Source organism: Phenylobacterium zucineum HLK1 (genome assembly GCF_000017265.1).
GTDB classification, from domain to species: domain Bacteria; phylum Pseudomonadota; class Alphaproteobacteria; order Caulobacterales; family Caulobacteraceae; genus Phenylobacterium; species Phenylobacterium zucineum.
Map to the genome: position 1 here is coordinate 187,918 of NC_011144.1, position 16,279 is coordinate 204,196.

The 16,279-nt window shown below is 73.7% G+C and carries 13 protein-coding genes; 6 read left to right on the top strand and 7 right to left on the bottom strand.

Annotation, left to right across the window (positions count from 1 at the left end):
* The first annotated feature begins 4 nt into the window (after positions 1-4).
* The 5 genes from trpB to PHZ_RS01080 are packed head-to-tail and all read left to right on the top strand — an operon-like array spanning position 5 to position 4,627.
* The gene (gene trpB / locus PHZ_RS01060) at positions 5-1,225 is read left to right on the top strand and encodes a tryptophan synthase subunit beta (protein WP_012520757.1); all 1,221 of its coding nucleotides are present in this window, start codon (positions 5-7) and stop codon (positions 1,223-1,225) included.
* Complete coding sequence (trpA, locus tag PHZ_RS01065) at positions 1,222-2,055, top strand: tryptophan synthase subunit alpha (RefSeq protein WP_012520758.1); 834 nt, start codon at positions 1,222-1,224, stop codon at positions 2,053-2,055. Before trpB ends, trpA begins: the two co-directional genes overlap by 4 nt.
* Positions 2,056-2,060: 5 nt before the next feature.
* Positions 2,061-2,984 carry an acetyl-CoA carboxylase, carboxyltransferase subunit beta gene (gene accD, locus PHZ_RS01070; protein WP_012520759.1) on the top strand — a complete coding sequence of 308 codons (924 nt, stop codon included), beginning with the start codon at positions 2,061-2,063 and terminating at the stop codon, positions 2,982-2,984.
* A 54-nt stretch (positions 2,985-3,038) separates the two neighbouring features.
* A complete protein-coding gene (locus PHZ_RS01075; protein ID WP_012520760.1) occupies positions 3,039-4,373 on the top strand; it encodes a bifunctional folylpolyglutamate synthase/dihydrofolate synthase in 1,335 nt (444 codons plus the stop codon).
* A complete protein-coding gene (locus PHZ_RS01080) occupies positions 4,373-4,627 on the top strand; it encodes a hypothetical protein (protein ID WP_041372934.1) in 255 nt (84 codons plus the stop codon). The genes PHZ_RS01075 and PHZ_RS01080 overlap by 1 nt, the downstream gene beginning before the upstream one ends.
* Positions 4,628-4,645: 18 nt before the next feature.
* Here the strand turns inward: PHZ_RS01080 and trxA are convergent, their stop codons facing one another.
* From trxA to PHZ_RS01115, 7 genes are all read right to left on the bottom strand, one after another.
* The gene (gene trxA / locus PHZ_RS01085; RefSeq protein WP_012520761.1) at positions 4,646-4,975 is read right to left on the bottom strand and encodes a thioredoxin; all 330 of its coding nucleotides are present in this window, start codon (positions 4,973-4,975) and stop codon (positions 4,646-4,648) included.
* Positions 4,976-5,060: 85 nt separating this feature from the next.
* Positions 5,061-8,504 carry a double-strand break repair helicase AddA gene (addA, locus tag PHZ_RS01090; protein ID WP_012520762.1) on the bottom strand — a complete coding sequence of 1,148 codons (3,444 nt, stop codon included), beginning with the start codon at positions 8,502-8,504 and terminating at the stop codon, positions 5,061-5,063.
* Entirely contained in the window at positions 8,501-11,506 is a 3,006-nt protein-coding gene (addB, locus tag PHZ_RS01095; RefSeq protein ID WP_012520763.1) for a double-strand break repair protein AddB, read from the bottom strand. The genes addA and addB overlap by 4 nt, the downstream gene beginning before the upstream one ends.
* Positions 11,503-12,219: a nucleotidyltransferase family protein gene (locus PHZ_RS01100; protein ID WP_012520764.1), complete on the bottom strand. Its 717-nt coding sequence runs from the start codon at positions 12,217-12,219 to the stop codon at positions 11,503-11,505. The genes addB and PHZ_RS01100 overlap by 4 nt, the downstream gene beginning before the upstream one ends.
* Positions 12,216-13,322 carry an N-acetylmuramate/N-acetylglucosamine kinase AmgK gene (gene amgK / locus PHZ_RS01105; RefSeq protein ID WP_012520765.1) on the bottom strand — a complete coding sequence of 369 codons (1,107 nt, stop codon included), beginning with the start codon at positions 13,320-13,322 and terminating at the stop codon, positions 12,216-12,218. The genes PHZ_RS01100 and amgK overlap by 4 nt, the downstream gene beginning before the upstream one ends.
* Positions 13,306-13,782, bottom strand: a complete 477-nt coding sequence (tsaE, locus tag PHZ_RS01110; RefSeq protein ID WP_012520766.1) for a tRNA (adenosine(37)-N6)-threonylcarbamoyltransferase complex ATPase subunit type 1 TsaE — start codon at positions 13,780-13,782, stop codon at positions 13,306-13,308. Before tsaE ends, amgK begins: the two co-directional genes overlap by 17 nt.
* Complete coding sequence (locus PHZ_RS01115) at positions 13,779-14,651, bottom strand: GNAT family N-acetyltransferase (protein WP_049758092.1); 873 nt, start codon at positions 14,649-14,651, stop codon at positions 13,779-13,781. The genes tsaE and PHZ_RS01115 overlap by 4 nt, the downstream gene beginning before the upstream one ends.
* A 102-nt stretch (positions 14,652-14,753) precedes the next feature.
* On the opposite strand from PHZ_RS01115, the gene PHZ_RS01120 reads away from it, so the two are divergent.
* Positions 14,754-16,250 carry a CoA-acylating methylmalonate-semialdehyde dehydrogenase gene (locus tag PHZ_RS01120; RefSeq protein ID WP_012520768.1) on the top strand — a complete coding sequence of 499 codons (1,497 nt, stop codon included), beginning with the start codon at positions 14,754-14,756 and terminating at the stop codon, positions 16,248-16,250.
* The last annotated feature ends 29 nt before the right edge of the window (positions 16,251-16,279 follow it).

A 16,279-nucleotide genomic window follows, 5' to 3' on the forward strand; every position in this document is an offset into this window, starting at 1 on the left:
CGTTTTGAACGCGCCTTCCCGTCCGAACGACTACGCGGCCTATCCCGACCTCAAGGGGCGGTTCGGCGACTACGGCGGCCAGTACGTGCCGGAAACCCTGATGCCGCTGGTGCACGAGCTGACCGCCGCCTACGAGGCGGCCAAGGCCGACCCCGCCTTCCAGGCCGAGCTGGCCGGCTACCTGACCCACTACGTGGGCCGGCCCTCGCCGCTCTATTTCGCCGAGCGCCTGACGAGGCACTACGGCGGGGCGAAGATCTATCTCAAGCGGGAGGAGCTGAACCACACCGGCTCGCACAAGATCAACAACTGCATGGGCCAGATCCTGCTGGCCCAGCGGATGGGCAAGACGCGGATCATCGCCGAGACCGGCGCCGGCCAGCACGGCGTCGCCACGGCCACCGTCTGCGCCCGCTTCGGCCTGCCGTGCGTGGTCTACATGGGCGCGGTGGACGTCGAGCGGCAGAAGCCGAACGTGTTCCGCATGAACCTGCTGGGCGCCGAGGTGCGGCCGGTGACCAGCGGATCGGCCACCCTGAAGGACGCCATGAACGAGGCGCTCCGCGACTGGGTCACCAACGTCCACGACACCTATTACCTGATCGGCTCGGCGGCGGGGATGCACCCCTATCCGATGATGGTCCGCGACTTCCAGGCGGTGATCGGCCGCGAGACGCGCGAGCAGATCCTGGAGCTGGAGGGCCGCCTGCCCGACGCGCTGGTCGCCTGCGTCGGCGGCGGCTCGAACGCCATCGGCCTGTTCCACCCGTTCCTGAACGACTCCTCGGTGAAGATCTTCGGCGTCGAGGCGGCGGGCGAGGGGGTCGAGACCGGCCGCCACGCCGCAGCGATCAACGGCGGCCGCCCCGGCGTGCTGCACGGGAACATGACCTACCTGCTGCAGGACCGGGTGGGGCAGATCGAGGAGGCGCACTCCATCTCGGCCGGCCTCGACTATCCGGGCATCGGCCCCGAGCACGCCTGGCTGCACGACGTGGGCCGCGCCACCTACCTGACCGCCACCGACACGGAGGCGCTGGAGGCGTTCCGCCTGCTGTCCGAGCTGGAGGGCATCCTGCCGGCGATCGAGAGCTCGCACGCCCTGGCCCGCCTGCCCGAGATCACCCGCGAGGTGGGCAAGGACGGGATCGTCGTGCTGAACCTGTCGGGCCGCGGCGACAAGGACGTGAACACCGTCGCGAGCTACCTGGGGCGGCAGATTTGACCAAGGCCCGCATCGACGCCCGCTTCGCCGAACTCGCGCGCGAGGGCCGCGCGGCCTTCGTGCCCTATGTGATGGCCGGCGATCCCGACCGGGAGACGGCGCTCGCCATCCTGAAGGGCCTGCCCGCGGCGGGGGCGGACATCATCGAGCTGGGCTTCCCGTTCTCGGACCCGATGGCCGAGGGGCCGCCGATCCAGCGCGCCGCGGGCCGGGCGCTCGCCAAGGGCATGACGCTGCAGGGCGTGCTGGACTTGGTCCGCGCCTTCCGCGCGGGGGACGCGACGACGCCGCTGATCCTGATGGGCTACATGAACCCCCTCGTCACCTGGGGGCTGGAGGCCTTCGCCCGCGACGCCTCGGACGCCGGGGTGGACGGGCTGATCATCGTGGACTGCCCGCCCGAGGAGGCCGATCCGCTGGCCGACGCCCTGGACGCGGCGGGCGTCTCGCTGATCCGGCTGGCGACGCCGACGACCGGCGATGCGCGGCTGAAGGTGGTGGTCCGGCGGACCTCGGGCTTCGTCTACTACGTCTCGGTGGCCGGGGTGACGGGAGTGAAGGAGGCCGACGCGGCCGCCGTCGCGCCCAACGTGGAGCGGGTCCGCAAGGCCTCGGGCCTGCCCGTCGCGGTCGGCTTCGGCATCAAGACTCCGGAAAGGGCCGCGCAGGTAGCCCAGGTCGCCGACGCGGTCGTGGTGGGTTCCGCGCTTGTGGACGAAGTCGCCGAAGCAGTGGACATGAACGAAGACGTGACCGCGCGAGTTCTTTCCAAAGTCGAATCCTTGGCTAAGGCTGTGCGCCTTGCGCGTCGTAGCCACGAGGCGGTCTGAAAACCATGGCGATGGCTGATCAGCGTAACGACAAGCCCGGCCGTCCGGCCGCCCAGCGGGAGCGCCGCGGCTGGCTGTCCCGCATCGCGCCCGGCGTGCGCAACTTCGCCAAGCGCGAGACGCCCGAGAACCTCTGGGTGAAATGCCCCGAGACGGGCGAGATGATCTACCGGCCCGACCTGGAGGCGGCCCTGTGGGTCACGCCCTCGGGCCACCACATGCGGATCGGCGCGTCCCAGCGGCTGGCCGTGACCTTCGACGACGGCCAGTTCGAGAAGATCGACTGCCCGCAGGTCGTCGAGGACCCGCACAAATTCCCCGACGACCGCGCGTACCCCGACCGCCTGAAGGCGGCGCGCAAGCAGACCGGCGAGCAGGACTCCATCGCCGCCGCCTACGGCCACATCCGCGGCCAACCCGCCGTGGTGATGGTGCAGGACTTCGCCTTCATGGGCGGCTCGCTGGGCATGGGCGCGGGCGAAGCGTTCATCGCCGCGGCCAAGGAGGCCGTGAAGCGGCAGGTCCCGCTGGTGATCTTCACCGCCTCGGGCGGCGCCCGGATGCAGGAGGGCACGCTGTCCCTCATGCAGATGGCGCGCACCACCCTGGCCCTGAACGAGGTCAAGGACGCGGGGCTGCCCTACGTCGTGGTGCTGACCGACCCGACCACGGGCGGGGTGCTCGCCTCGTACGCCATGCTGGGCGACGTGCACCTGGCCGAGCCGAACGCCACGATCGGCTTCTCGGGCCGCCGGGTGATCGAACAGACCATCCGCGAGACCCTGCCGCCCGGCTTCCAGAAGTCGGAGTTCCTGGTCGAGCGCGGCATGATCGACCAGGTGGTCCGGCGCGCGGACCTGCCCGAAGTGCTGGGCTCGGTCCTGAAGACGCTTATGATGGGGCGTGAACGCCTTTCCCCCGCCGCCTAGGTCCAAGCCGAGCCTGACCCCCGCTCCCCCCATCGGAGAGGACGGGATAGGGCCATGACGTCCGCCGACCCCGGTTTCGACCCGATCCGCGCCTCGGACGCGGTGATCCAGCGGCTGCGCCGCAGCCACCCCACGCTCATCGACCTGACGACGGGCCGCGTCGAGCGCCTGCTGGCGGCGCTGGACCATCCCGAACGGCGGCTTCCGCCGGTGATCCACGTGGCCGGCACCAACGGCAAGGGCTCGACCGTCGCCTACCTGCGCGCCATCGGCGAGGCGGCGGGCCTGCGGGTCCACACCCTGACCTCGCCCCACCTCGTGCGGTTCGCCGAGCGGATCCGGCTGGCGGGCCGGCTGATCAGCGACGAGCAGCTCCTGGCCCTCACCGAGCGGGTCGAGGCGGCCAATGCGGACCAGCCGATCAGCTTCTTCGAGATCACGACGGTGCTGGCCCTGCTGGCCTTCGCCGAGACGCCGGCCGACCTGTGCGTGGTCGAGGTGGGGCTGGGCGGCCGGTTCGACGCCACCAACGTCTTCGACGCCCCGGCGGTCAGCGTCATCACGCCCGTGGACTACGACCACCTGGAGATGCTGGGCCCCGGCCTCGCCAAGATCGCCTGGGAGAAGGCCGGGATCATCAAGCGCGGGCGGCCGGTGGTGGTGGCGCGCCAGCTGGACGAGGCGCTGGAGATGATCGAGCGCGAGGCCGACGACCGCATGGCGCCGATGCTGCTGATGGGCCGCGACTTCGACGCCTGGGAGGAGCGCGGCCGGCTGCTGGTGCAGATGCCCGAGCGGCTGCTGGACCTGCCGCCGCCCAGCCTGTTCGGCGGCTACCAGTTCGCCAACGCGGGCCTGGCCGTCGCCGCGGCCCTGACCTTCGACCACGACCTCCCGGACGAGGTGCTGGGCGACGGCGTCGCCTCGGCCGTCTGGCCGGCGCGGATGCAGCGGCTGACCGCCGGGCCCCTGTTCGAGCTGGCGCGCGCCCGCGGCGCCGACATCTGGCTGGACGGCGGCCACAACCCGCATGCGGGCCGCGCGCTCGCCGAGGCCGCCTCGCGCATCGTCGACCGCGACCCGCGGCCGCTGACGCTGGTGGCGGGCATGTTCGCCCGCAAGGACGCCGAGGGCTTCTTCCGCCCCTTCGCCGAGATGAAGCCGCGGGTGATCGCCACCACCTTCGACTCGCCCCAGGCGGCGAGCGCCGAGGACATCGCCGTGGCGGCGGTGAAGGCGGGCCTGCCGGCCGAGATGTCGCCGAACGTCGAGGACGCCGTGCGGCGGGCGCTTTCGGTGGACGGGCCCGCGCCGCACGTGCTGGTCTGCGGCGGCCTGCATTTCGCGGGCGAGGTGCTCGCCATGAGCCCGGAGACCTGGCCCGCCTGATGCGTGCAAAGCCCTACAGCCTGCGCTTCGCCCTGCCGCGGCACTACCTGATCACCCTGGCGATCGCCCTGGTGGCGCTGTGGGGACTGGTGGAGGTGTTCGGCCGCACCGACGTGGTGCTGATCGGCTGGATGGTCGGCTTCCTGGTCGCCACCCGCGTGGTGCGCTGGTTCGTGCTGCGGCGGCCCCCGAAGAGGGCGGAACGGCCAGGGCCGAAAGAAGAAGGGCCGCCCGAAGGCGGCCCTGTGGAGTAACGCGCTTCGGCGGCCGCCTCAGGCGGCGACGCCGGCCTCGGTGAGCCACTCCAGGATCTTCTGCTTGGGCATGGCGCCCACCTTCATCGAGGCCATCTGGCCGCCCTTGAACAGCATCATCGTCGGGATGCCGCGCACGCCGTAGCGCGAGGGCGTCGTCGGGCTCTCCTCGATGTTCAGCTTGGCGATGGTCACCTTGTCGGCGAGTTCGTCCGAGAGCTGCTCGAGGGCCGGGGCGATCTGCTTGCAGGGGCCGCACCACTCCGCCCAGAAGTCGACGAGCACAGGGCGCTCGGCCTGCAGGACGTCGGTCTCGAAGGATTCGTCGGTGACCTTCACGGTGCTCATAGGAAAGCTCCTTTCGCGCACGGCCGGATGGAACGCGGGCCGGCGCCTGTCTGATCCGCCCATGTAGGCGGGTGTTAGGGCGGTATCAACCAGAACGGCGCAGCTCGGCCAGCGCCTGGGCCATCAGGTTTTCTGGAACGGGCATCAGCTTGGGCCCGTCGGTCCAGACGAGGGCGGCCTCGATCCGCCGGCCGGGGAAGACCTCGGCCAGGACGGCGCTGTAGAGCGCCATCTGGCGCAGGTAGGCGGGATCGGCGTCCTCGATGCGGCCGGGCGAGGGGCGGTTGGTCTTGAAGTCGGCCACCAGCACCCGGTCCGGCAGGATCACCAGCCGGTCGATCCGGCCCGAGATCCGCAGGGCCGGCGGCAGCGCCGCCGCCCCGCCGGCGATCGCCACCTCGGCCCGCGAGCCCGGCCCGAACACCTCGGCGAACCGCGGATCCTCCAGAACCGAGAGCGCGGCGGCGGCCATCTCGGCCCGCTGGTCGTCGGCAAGGTCAGTCTCGCGGCGCAGCAGGGCGGCCGCGCCGGCGGCGCGCTCGGGGGGCGCCAGGTCGGGCAGGAGCTGCAGCAGGCGGTGGATCAGGTCGCCGCGCCGGAAGCGGCCGAGCCCCTGGGCGGCGGCCAGCGGCGAGGGCGCGGCCACCACCGTCCCCTCGCCCAGGTCGGACGGGGAGGCGTAGCGGGCGAAGGCCTCCGGGGGCGGAGAGACCGCCGACCAGGCGGGCGCGGCGGCCGCGACGGCGTCGGCGGCGACCCGGCGGCCCAGCGGCTCGGGATCGGGCCCGTAGCGGGTGGCCAGCACCTCGCCGCAGGCGGCCTGGCGCAGGTGCGGGGCGATTGCCTCGTGCTCGAAGCCGGCGCGGATGGCGGCCCACCAGCCCTTCAGCCCGTCCTCCTTGCGGTTCGAGGGGATGCGGCCGCACAGGATCAGCCGCTCGCGCGCCCGGGTGAGGGCGACGTAGAGCAGCCGCAGGGACTCCTCGGTCTCCTTGTCCTGCCGCAGCGCCCGGGCCGCCGCCGAGGCTTCGCAGTCGGCCTTGCCGCTGGCGCACCACAGGAAGCCGCCGTCGGCGGTCTCCAGCATCGGCGAGCCCCGCGCGCCCTGGTCCGAGGTGGTCTCGGGCAGGACGACGATCGGCGCCTCCAGGCCCTTGGCGCCGTGGGCGGTCATCACCCGGACCTCGTCGCGGCCGCCCTCCAGCTCGCGCTTCACGATGATGTCGAGGCCGGCGAAGTCCGCCGCCAGCGTCTCCAGGTCGTGCACGCCGCGGCCCTCGGCGGCCAGCACCTGGGCCAGGAACTCGTCCAGCGCGTCCTGCGCCTCCGCGCCCAGCCGGCGCAGGAGGCGGCTGCGCATCGAACGGCCGTCGGACCCGCGGACCCCCAGCGCCCGGGCGTAGAAGCCGAACGGCCCGTGCTCGCGGGCGGCCTCGCGCATGGCCTGCAGGAACCCGGCCGCCGCCGCCCAGTCGGGGCGCTCGCCGGCCCTGGCCAGCAGCGTGCGCCAGAGCGAGCCCTCCCGGCCGTGGGCGAGGTCGAACAGCGCCGCGTCGTCCAGGTCGCAGAACGGGCTCTTCAGCAGGGCCGCCAGGGTCAGGTCGTCGGCGGGAAAGAGCGCGAACCTCGCCAGCGCCATCAGGTCGTCGAAGACGATGTGCTCGGACAGAGCCAGCCGGTCGGCGCCGGCCACCGGGATCCCCGCGTGCTTCAGCGCGCGCAGGATCTCCTCGAACAGCGCGCCGCGCTTGCGGACCAGGATCAGCACGTCGCCGTAGCGGGCGGGGCGCCTGCCGTCCCTGTCGGCCACCGCATCGCCGCGCCGGACGAGGTCGCGGATCTCGCAGGCGATGTTGCGGGCCAGCCGCTTGGTGGCGCTCTCCTCGCCCTCGACGTCGAGAGGCGCGTCCCAGGCCTCGCGGGCCTCGCCCTTCGGCTCGCGCTCCAGCGGCCACAGGTCGACGCAGCCGCGCTCGCCGGCGCGCATGGGGATGTGCTCCAGCGGCTCCACGCCCGGCGGCACCCCGGCGCCGAACACCGCGTCCACGAAGGCCAGCACCTCCTCCGTCGAGCGGAACGAGGCGTGCAGCGGCACCGAGGCGCCGTTCCGGCCCGCCGCGGCGATCTCGGCCACGTAGCGTCGGGTCTCCAGGATCAGCCGCTCGGGGTCGGCGCCCTGGAAGGAATAGATCGACTGCTTCTCGTCGCCGACGACGAACAGGGTGCGGTCCAGCTCGCCGCGCCGGGGCAGGGCCTCGCCGGCGAAGAACTCGCCGGTCAGGGCGCGCACGATCTCCCACTGGTCGGGAGCGGTGTCCTGGGCCTCGTCGACCAGGATGTGGTCGATGCCGCCGTCCAGCTTGTAGAGCACCCAGGCGGCGGCCGGGCGGCTGGCCAGGAGGGCGCGGGTCTTCTCGATCAGGTCGGCGAAGTCGAGGGCGCCGGCGAGCTGCTTCTCGACGCGGTAGGCCGCGAGGTAGGCCTCGGCGAGGGTGAGCGCGTCCAGGGTGTCGGCGGCGACCCGGGCGCCGCGCAGCCGCTCGCGGGCGGCGGCCAGGCGGTCCTGCTCGGTCAGCAGGGCCATCCGCAGGCCCTCGTGCGCCTTCAGGCCCGAGGTCTTGCCGACCCAGGTCGCGGGGGTCCCCTCGCCCTTCTCGGTGAACAGGGCGGCGAGCGCTCCGGACAGGGTCGGCGTCTCGGCCACCGCGCGGAGCTGACCTGCGCACTTGACGTCGGTGGCCGTGCCGGCGGCGAGGGCCTCGGCGGCGGCGCGCCAGAGGTTGCGGTCGAGGGCGGCGACGGCGGCCCGCTCCAGCGCCTCGGCGTCCTGGCCGGGTTCGAGCCCGCAGGCGTCCCAGACCCAGGCGAGCGCGCCCTCATAGCCGCCGCGGCTGTCGAAGAAGTCCCGGAGCCGGCCGCGGCGGGCCTCGAAGTCGAGGAACATCTGCTGGAACGATCCGAAGTCCAGCGCCACCGACAGGCGCGCGTAGGCCTCGGCGACCCGGCCCTCGCCCTTCAGCGCGTGGCGGGCCACGCCGGCGCGGGCGGCGGCGGCGATCGCGGCGGCCGCGGCGTCGTCCATCACCCGGAAGCCCGGCGAGATGCCGGCCTCCAGCGGAAAGCGCCGGAGCAGCTTCTCGCAGAAGGCGTGGATGGTCTGGATCTTCAGGCCGCCGGGCGTCTCCAGCGCGCGGGCGAACAGGGCGCGGGCCTCGGACAGGCGCAGGTCGTCGTAGGCCGCGGCCGGCCGGCCCTCGAGGTGGGCCAGCTCCTCGGTCAGGGGGCCGTCGGGCATCACCGACCAGTCGCCCAGCCGCTTGAACAGCCGCCGCTGCATCTCGGCGGCGGCGGCCTTGGTGTAGGTGACGCACAGAATGGTCTCGGGCTCGGCCCGGGCCAGCAGCAGGCGCGCGACACGGTCGATCAGGGTCTTGGTCTTGCCCGAGCCGGCGTTGGCGGTGACGAAGGCCGAGCGGCCGGGGTCGGCGGCGATCCGCTGGTGGTGCTCGGGCGGCAGGCGGACGCTCACGCCTCGCCCTCCTCGCCGCTGGTCGACCACTCGAACACCCGCGCCAGGTGGTCGTAGTCGGAGGCGTAGGTCTTCACGAACTGCGGGGCGGTGCGCGAGACGTAGGGCTGGTCGGGCCGGAAATAGCGGGCCAGCAGGCGGCGTGCGCCGTCCAGCGCCCGCTCGGCCGCCTCGGCGCTTTCGCCGACGCCGGCGCGGACCTCCTCGCGGCCGGCGGGCCGGCGGCCGGTGACCTCGAGATAGACCAGCTCGCCGGGGACCAGCGGGCCGATCGCGTCGAAGCCGCCGTGGGCCAGGATCGCGGCGGTGAGGGTGAGCTGCGGCGAGAAGCCGGCGTCCACCACCTTCTGCGAGGGCGCGCGGCCGGTCTTGTAGTCGAGGATGTGGCCGTACCCCTGCGGATCGGCCTCGATGCGGTCGGCCTTGGCGCCCAGCACCACCTCGTGGCCGTCCACGCGGATCGCCAGCCGGCCGGTCTTCTCGACGTGGATCGCGCGGCCGTCGGCGCGGCGGCGGGCCTCCAGCTCGGCCACCCAGGCGGCGGCCTCGCGGGCGAGGGCGGATTCGCGGGCCAGGGCCTCGCGCGGCATCCCCGCCTTCTCCAGCTCCTCGACGTACATCGCCTCGAAGATCGCCGCGGCGTCGGGCGGCAGGTCGCGGGGGTGGTCCAGGGCGAACCGCTCGAAGGCGGCGTGGATGGCGGTGCCGCGGGCGCGGGCCTCCACCGGCTCGTCCGGGCGCTCCAGCGGGCGCAGGTTCAGGATGTCGCGCGCCCACACGGCGTAGGGGTCGCGGGTCAGGGTCTCGACGCGGGTGACGAACAGCTCCCGCGGCCGCGCCTCCACCGGCGGACAGGGCGCGGGCCGGCGGGCCGGCCGGTAGTCGTCCGGCGCGTCGAGCGCCCGGGCCCAGGCGAGCGCCTCGGGGCGGCCGGGGATCTCCACCGCCGCGCCGCGGGCCAGGGTCTCCAGCCGCCAGAGCCAGCGGGACTTGACCGCCGGCTGGCCCTCGCGGCGCTCGGAATGCAGCAGGATCACCTCGGCGGCGCAGGCGGCCTGGGCGAAGTCGTGCGCCGACAGGCCGACCCGGCGCTCGGGCGGCGGCAGGCCCAGCGTGCGGCGCATGGGCCGCGACAGGAACGGGTCGAGGGGCGCACCGCGCGGCCAGACGCCTTCCTCCAGCCCCGCCACCACCAGCCGGTCGGCGCGCACCAGCCGGGCCTCGATGGCCCCCAGGATGCGCAGCCGCGGATGGGTCGCTCCGCCTGCGCGGACGCTCTCGCCCTCCATCAGCCGCGACAAGAGGTCGGCGAAGCCGCGGGCGCTGACGGGCGGGACGCCGCCGGTCTCGTGGATCAGGCCGGCGAGCAGGCGGCTCATGGCCTCGCCGCCGTGGCCGGCCCAGAGCTCGCCCGTCGAGCCGTCGGCGCCGGCGGCGAGCGCCTCCATGGCGGCGGTGACGGCGCGGGCGGCCTCGGCCACTGGACCCTCGGCGCAGGCGGCCTGCAGGGCCGAGAGCAGGTCCTCGAGACGGTCGACCAGCGGCAGGGCGTCGAGGCCCCGGCCCTTCTCCGCCAGGCGCGCCCGCAGGCCCGCCCAGGTCCAGGGCCGGGCGCCGCGCAGGCCGTGGCGCTCCAGCACGTCGCGGCGGCGGGCCAGGTCGTCGCCGTCCAGGCCGAGCCGGACGTAGGGATGCTTCAGCAGCGCGAGCAGGGTGACCGGCGCCAGGGGATCGACCGCGGCGCGCGCGACGAGGCCGGCCAGCACGCCGCAGCGGCAGCCGGCCAGCGGCTCGCCGGCGGAGGAGTCCGGCACGACGCCCCAGCGCGCCAGCTTGGCCGTCACCCGGCGCGCCAGCACCTGGTCGGGCGTGACGAGGGCGGCGGTCTTCTCGGGCGTCTCCAGCGCCTCGCGCAGCAGCAGGGCGGCGACCGTGGCGGCCTCCTCCTCGGCCCGCGCGCTGACGAGGGAGAGGCCCTTCAGCCCCTCGGCGATAGGATCGAGCCCCTCGGCGTCGGCCTCGGCGCGGAGCTGCTCGATGGCGTGCAGCCAGTCGGCGGTGGCGCGCGGCGGCCGCAGGGCCTCGTTGATCACCCGGCGGCGCCAGCGGCCCTGGGTCTGGTGCGCCAGGGCGGCAGGCCAGACCTCGACGTGCTTACGGTCTATGCCGGTGCGCGCCAGCAGGCGGCGCAGGGCGCCCTGCGGATGCTGCTCGTCCACCTCGCGCCAGGCGCTCTCGGCCAGGCTGTCGTCGAGGCCCGGGACGACGACCGCGCCGCGCGGGGCGGCGGCGATCACCGCCAGGAGGTCGGCGGTGGCCGGGGCGGTGCCCGTGGAGCCGGCCGCCACCAGCACCCCCTGCGGCGGGCGCGAGGCCCAGACGTCGGCCAGCCGCCGTAGCAGGCGCACGCGCCGCTCGCTGACGTCCACCAGGCCCAGCTCGGCGAGGCGCCTGGGCCATTCGGTCAGCGCCGTCTCGAGGAACTCGCGGCTGACCCGCCAGTGCTCGGCGAGGTCGGCCTCGACCAGGCCCGCCAGCTTCTCGCCGGCCTCGGCCTCCTCGATCTGCAGGCTGTCTAGGAAGGCGCCCAGGGCGTCGGCCAGCTCCAGCGCCGCCGAGGCGGTCAGCTCGCGGCCCGGCAGCAGCCGCCAGTGCCCGGCCACCAGCCGCGTCAGCTCGAAGCGCCGGCGCAGCGGGTCGATGGCGGCGGGCAGGTCGAGGGCCAGGTCGCCCGGCTCGAACGGCGGCTCGCCGGCCTCGAGGTCGCCCAGCGGGCGCATCTGCGGCGGCAGGACGGCCCGGCCGCCCGCGGCGCGCACGAAGGCGTCGGCCACCGCCCGCGCCCCGCGCCGGGTGGGCAGGAGGACGAGGGCGTCCGACAGCGCCTCGGGCCCGTCGTCGGCCAGGGCCTCGTAGAGCCCGCGGGCGAGGTCTTCGGCGAACGGCCGGTGCGCCGGGATGTTGAACCAGCGAGGACCCGGCCGCTCGAAGAAGCGGGTCACGACAGCCTCTGCTCCGCCGCCTCGCGCGCGGCGGGGTCGCCCACGTGCATCCAGAAAGCGTCCATGGCCACGCCGCGGAGCCGGCCTGCGGCCTGCAGCTCATGCCAGACCGGCAGGATCGAGAACGGGCCCGTCCTGGGCGAGGCGTCGAGGACCTGGGGCTTGAGGATGCCGAAGCCGGTGTTGGCGTAGGGCGTCGGCGGCTTGGGCGCGACCGAATGGGTCAGTCGGCCCTGCGCGTCCATGAAGAAGCCGTTGGGCCCCTCGAAGCCCAGGCCGTGGCCGCGGCGGACCAGCAGCAGGAGGATGTCCATGGCCGCCGGGTCCCAGACCCGCTTCAGGGTCTCCAGCGGCGGCTCGCCCTCGGTGATCCACAGCGAGTCGATGTTGGCGACGAAGATCGGCTCATCGCCCAGCAGCGGCCGGGCGTGCTGGATGCCGCCGCCGGAATCCAGCAGCTCGGCCCGCTCGTCGGAGATGCGGATCTCGAGGTCCGTGCGGCGCGCCAGGTGCGCCTCCACCTGGTCGGCGAAGTGGTGGACGTTGACCACGGCGCGGGTGACGCCGGCGGCGACCAACTCGTCCAGCACGTGGTCGATCAGCGGCCGGCCCGCCACCGGGACCAGGCACTTGGGCGTGGTGTCCGTCAGCGGCCGCATGCGGGTGCCGAGCCCCGCCGCCAGCACCATCGCCGTCGTGGGCGCCTGGCTCACGCGCGGGCCTCGGGCGGAACGTGGCGGTCGAACCAGGCCTTCAGGCCGGCGAGCTCGGGATCCTGCAGGTTGCGCTCCAGGTAGCGCCAGGTGCGCGGCATGAAGGCCTTGTACTGCGGCCGCCCCAGCAGCGCCTGCCGGGCGAACACCCGGCCGAGGATGCGCGCGGCGTTGGAGGCGGCCAGCGCCCGATACTCGAAAAGGAACCGGCTGGCGTCGAGATCCGGCCGGGCCCGCAGGTAGCGCTCCAGCATGACGGCTTCGAGCTCGGGCGAGACGTCGCGGCGGGCGTCCTGCAGCAGGTGCAGGAGATCCCAGGCCGGATGGGCCTTCAGGGCGTCCTGGAAATCGAGCAGGCCGACGCGCGCGGCTCCCGCGCGCTCGGGAAGCCAGAGCAGGTTCTGGGCGTGGAAGTCGCGGTGGGTGAAGACCGAGGCGCCGGCCTCGCCCCAGACCCAGACCGGCGCCCACAGGGCCTCCCATTCCGCCACCGCCTCGGGGCCGAACTCCGGCAGGCCGGCGAACCTCGGCCAGAACTCGAGGAAGGTGTCGGTGGCGACCTTGAGCGCCAGCGCGTCGTAGGTGAGCAGCGGCCACGCGCAGCCGTCGGCGCGCAGCACGTCCGGCGGCGGTTCGGCCTGCATGGCGACCTGCACATCGACGGCCGCCTCGTAGAGCGGCGCCTCGGCCTGCCCCTGGGCGATCAGGGTGGCGAACAGGCCATCGCCGAGGTCCTCCAGCACCGCGAGGCCGGCCTCGACGTCGTGGGCCAGGATCTGCGGCGCCGAGAGACCGCGCTCGCGCAGGAAGGCGGCGGTGGTGACGAAGGCGGCCACCGAGCCAGCCGCCAGGCGCGCGGCCGCGTTGTAGCCGAGCGCCCGGCGCTCCTCCGGCGTGGCCCTGGGCGGGCAGACCACGCTCTCCAGCGCCGGCGGCTGGTCCATGAAGATGAACGTCCGGCCGTCGGGGGCGAACAGGCGCTCGTAGCTGCGCGTCGAGGCGTCGCCGCCCAGCGGCTGGCGGCGCGCCTGGCCGAAGCCGGCGGCGCGCAGGAACCCGGCCTTCAGGGCCTCGCGGTCCGAGATGTCAGGCGCGGAACTCAAGCCCTCGTCCTTCCCAGGCGCCATGCGGTGTGAGCCGCACGCGCCTGCCGTCTGCGTCGTCTTCCGAGAGCGCGATCTCTACATCGAGTCGGTCGGGCGGGAGGCGGCCCTCCAGCCGCTCGGGCCATTCGACCACCGCCGCGCCCTCGTCCAGCGCCTCGTCCAGACCGATCTCATAGGCCTCGTCCGGGTTCGAGAGGCGATAGAGGTCGAAGTGGGCGACCTTCAGTCGCGGGCCCTCGTAGAACTGCACCAGGGTGAAGGTGGGCGAGGGGACGTCCTCGGCCGGCGTCGTCAGCGCCCGCACCAGGGCCCGGGCCAGGGTGGACTTGCCGGCCCCCAGCGGCCCGGAGAGGCAGACCGCCTCGCCCGGCTTCAGCCCGGCCGCGATCGCCGCGCCCAGCCGCGCCGTGGCCGCCTCGTCGTCGAGGCGGAACTCGCCCTCGGCCGCGAGGATCATGCGAAGGCCCGGTCCGGATCGGCGGGAAGGATCCCCTCGACGTGCGCCTTGAGCGCCAGCGTCGCCTCGGCGGGATCCCCGGCCAGGCGTTCGGGCGCGACGGGATGGCCGACCGTCAGGTCGAAGCGGCGCCCGCGCTTGTTCAGCAGCTCGTGGAAGAGGGTGATGTCGCGCAGCTCCTGCGAGAGCCCGTGGAAGAAGTGGAACAGCGTCGACCAGGGGCCCGCCACGTGGACCGGCACGACGGGCGCCTCGTACTTCCGGGCCAGCGAGACCGCCGACGGCGCCCAGGGCGGATCGGCGAGCCCCCCGTCGGGCTGCCGGCGCGCCAGCCGGCCGGCTGGGAAGATCACCAGGCACCGCTCGGCCTCCATCGCCTCGCGGGTCAGCTGCAGGGTCAGGCGCGTGCGCTCGCGGGTGCGCTTGCCCTCGACCCATTCCACGGGGATCAGCACCTCCTCGAAGCCGGGGCAGACCCGGTGGGCGTCGGCGTTGGCGTAGAAGCAGATGTCGGGGCGCAGGGCCTTCAGCGCGTCGTAGACGGCCACGCCGTCGGCGATGCCGGTGGGGTGGTTGCAGACCACGATCGCCCGGCCCTGCGCGGGCACGCGGTCGAGTCCGCTGGCCGCCACCTGCACCGACAGCAGCTCGGAGACGTGCTCCAGGGCCGCGCGGCCGGGGAGCGGGGCGATCGCGTCGGCCATCCGCCGCGCCTTGCCGTAGTCCAGCAGGGCGTAGAGCAGCGGGCGCAGCACGGGCCAGGCGGCCGAGCCCGACAGCTTCGGCGCGCGCTCGGCGATCAGGGCGTCCACGATGTGGTCGGCGCCCCTCGGGCGCGCCAGGGCCGGGGCGTGGCTCAACGCGGTCATGGGCGGAACATGCGCCGCCGTCCCGCTCGCGGGCAAGCGCCGGGCGGCGCCTCCCGCAACGGAAGCTAGGCGCTCCGGGGCGTTGGGCGTAGAACGCCGGCCATGCGAGACATCACCCATTTCATCGACGGCGCGCCCGTTGCAGGCCAGTCCGGCCGCTTCGGCGACGTGTTCAACCCCAACACCGGCGAGGTGCAGGCCCGCGTCGCCCTGGCGACCGAGGCCGAGCTCGACAAGGCGGTCCAGTCGGCGCTGCGGGCGCAGCAGACCTGGGCCCTGGTCAATCCGCAGCGGCGCGCCCGGGTCATGTTCGAGTTCAAGCGGCTGGTGGAAGCCCGCATGGACGAGCTGGCCGAGATCCTGTCGTCCGAGCACGGCAAGGTGATCGCCGACTCCAAGGGCGACATCCAGCGCGGCCTGGAGGTCATCGAGTTCGCCTGCGGCATCCCGCACGTGCTGAAGGGCGAGTACACCGAGGGCGCGGGCCCCGGGATCGACGTCTATTCGATGCGCCAGCCGCTGGGCGTCTGCGCGGGGATCACCCCGTTCAACTTCCCGGCCATGATCCCGATGTGGATGTTCGGCATCGCCATCGCGACGGGCAACAGCTTCATCCTGAAGCCGTCGGAGAAGGATCCGACGGTGCCGGTGCGCCTGGCCGAGCTGATGATGGAGGCCGGCGCGCCCGCGGGCGTGCTGAACGTCGTGCACGGCGACAAGGTCGCGGTGGACGCCATCCTCGACCACGCCGACATCAAGGCGGTGAGCTTCGTGGGCTCGTCCGACATCGCCCACTACGTCTACAGCCGCGGCACGGCTGCGGGTAAGCGGGTCCAGGCCATGGGCGGGGCCAAGAACCACGGCATCATCCTGCCCGACGCCGACCTGGAGCAGGCGACCAAGGACCTGATCGGCGCCGCCTACGGCTCGGCCGGCGAGCGCTGCATGGCCCTGCCGGTGGTCGTGCCGGTGGGCAGGAAGACCGCCGACGAGCTGCGCGAGCGCGTGCTGGCCGAGATCGACACCCTGAAGGTCGGCCTATCGACCGACCCCGCCGCGCAGTACGGCCCGGTGGTGTCGGAGGCCCACAAGAAGCGGGTCAGCGACTACATCCAGATGGGCGCGGACGAAGGCGCCGAGCTGGTCGTCGACGGCCGCGGCTTCAGCCTGCAGGGCTATGAGAAGGGCTACTTCATCGGCCCCAGCCTGTTCGACCAGGTGAAGCCTTCGATGAAGACCTACCAGGAAGAGATCTTCGGGCCCGTCCTGCAGATCGTGCGGGCCGAGAGCTTCGAGGAGGCCCTGCGCCTGCCGTCAGAGCACCAGTACGGCAACGGCGTGGCGATCTTCACCCGCAACGGCCGGGCCGCGCGCGAGTTCGCCTCCCGCGTCAACGTCGGCATGGTCGGGATCAACGTGCCGATCCCGGTGCCGGTGGCCTACCACACCTTCGGCGGCTGGAAGCGCAGCGCCTTCGGCGACACCAACCAGCACGGCATGGAAGGGGTGAAGTTCTACACCAAGGTGAAGACGATCACCGCCCGCTGGCCGGAAGGCGCCGTCGAGGACAGCGCCTTCGTCATCCCGACGATGAAGTAGCGCCCAGCAGCGTCGGCTCCCCCTCGGGG

Bases quoted from the DNA above. Each gene is read 5' to 3' on its own strand.
- PHZ_RS01080 (WP_041372934.1), top strand. From the start codon at position 4,373: ATGCGTGCAAAGCCCTACAGCCTGCGCTTCGCCCTGCCGCGGCACTAC.
- PHZ_RS01075 (WP_012520760.1), top strand. From the start codon at position 3,039: ATGACGTCCGCCGACCCCGGTTTCGACCCGATCCGCGCCTCGGACGCG.
- PHZ_RS01115 (WP_049758092.1), bottom strand. From the start codon at position 14,651: ATGACCGCGTTGAGCCACGCCCCGGCCCTGGCGCGCCCGAGGGGCGCC.
- trxA (WP_012520761.1), bottom strand. From the start codon at position 4,975: ATGAGCACCGTGAAGGTCACCGACGAATCCTTCGAGACCGACGTCCTG.
- PHZ_RS01120 (WP_012520768.1), top strand. From the start codon at position 14,754: ATGCGAGACATCACCCATTTCATCGACGGCGCGCCCGTTGCAGGCCAG.
- tsaE (WP_012520766.1), bottom strand. From the start codon at position 13,782: ATGATCCTCGCGGCCGAGGGCGAGTTCCGCCTCGACGACGAGGCGGCC.
- accD (WP_012520759.1), top strand. From the start codon at position 2,061: ATGGCGATGGCTGATCAGCGTAACGACAAGCCCGGCCGTCCGGCCGCC.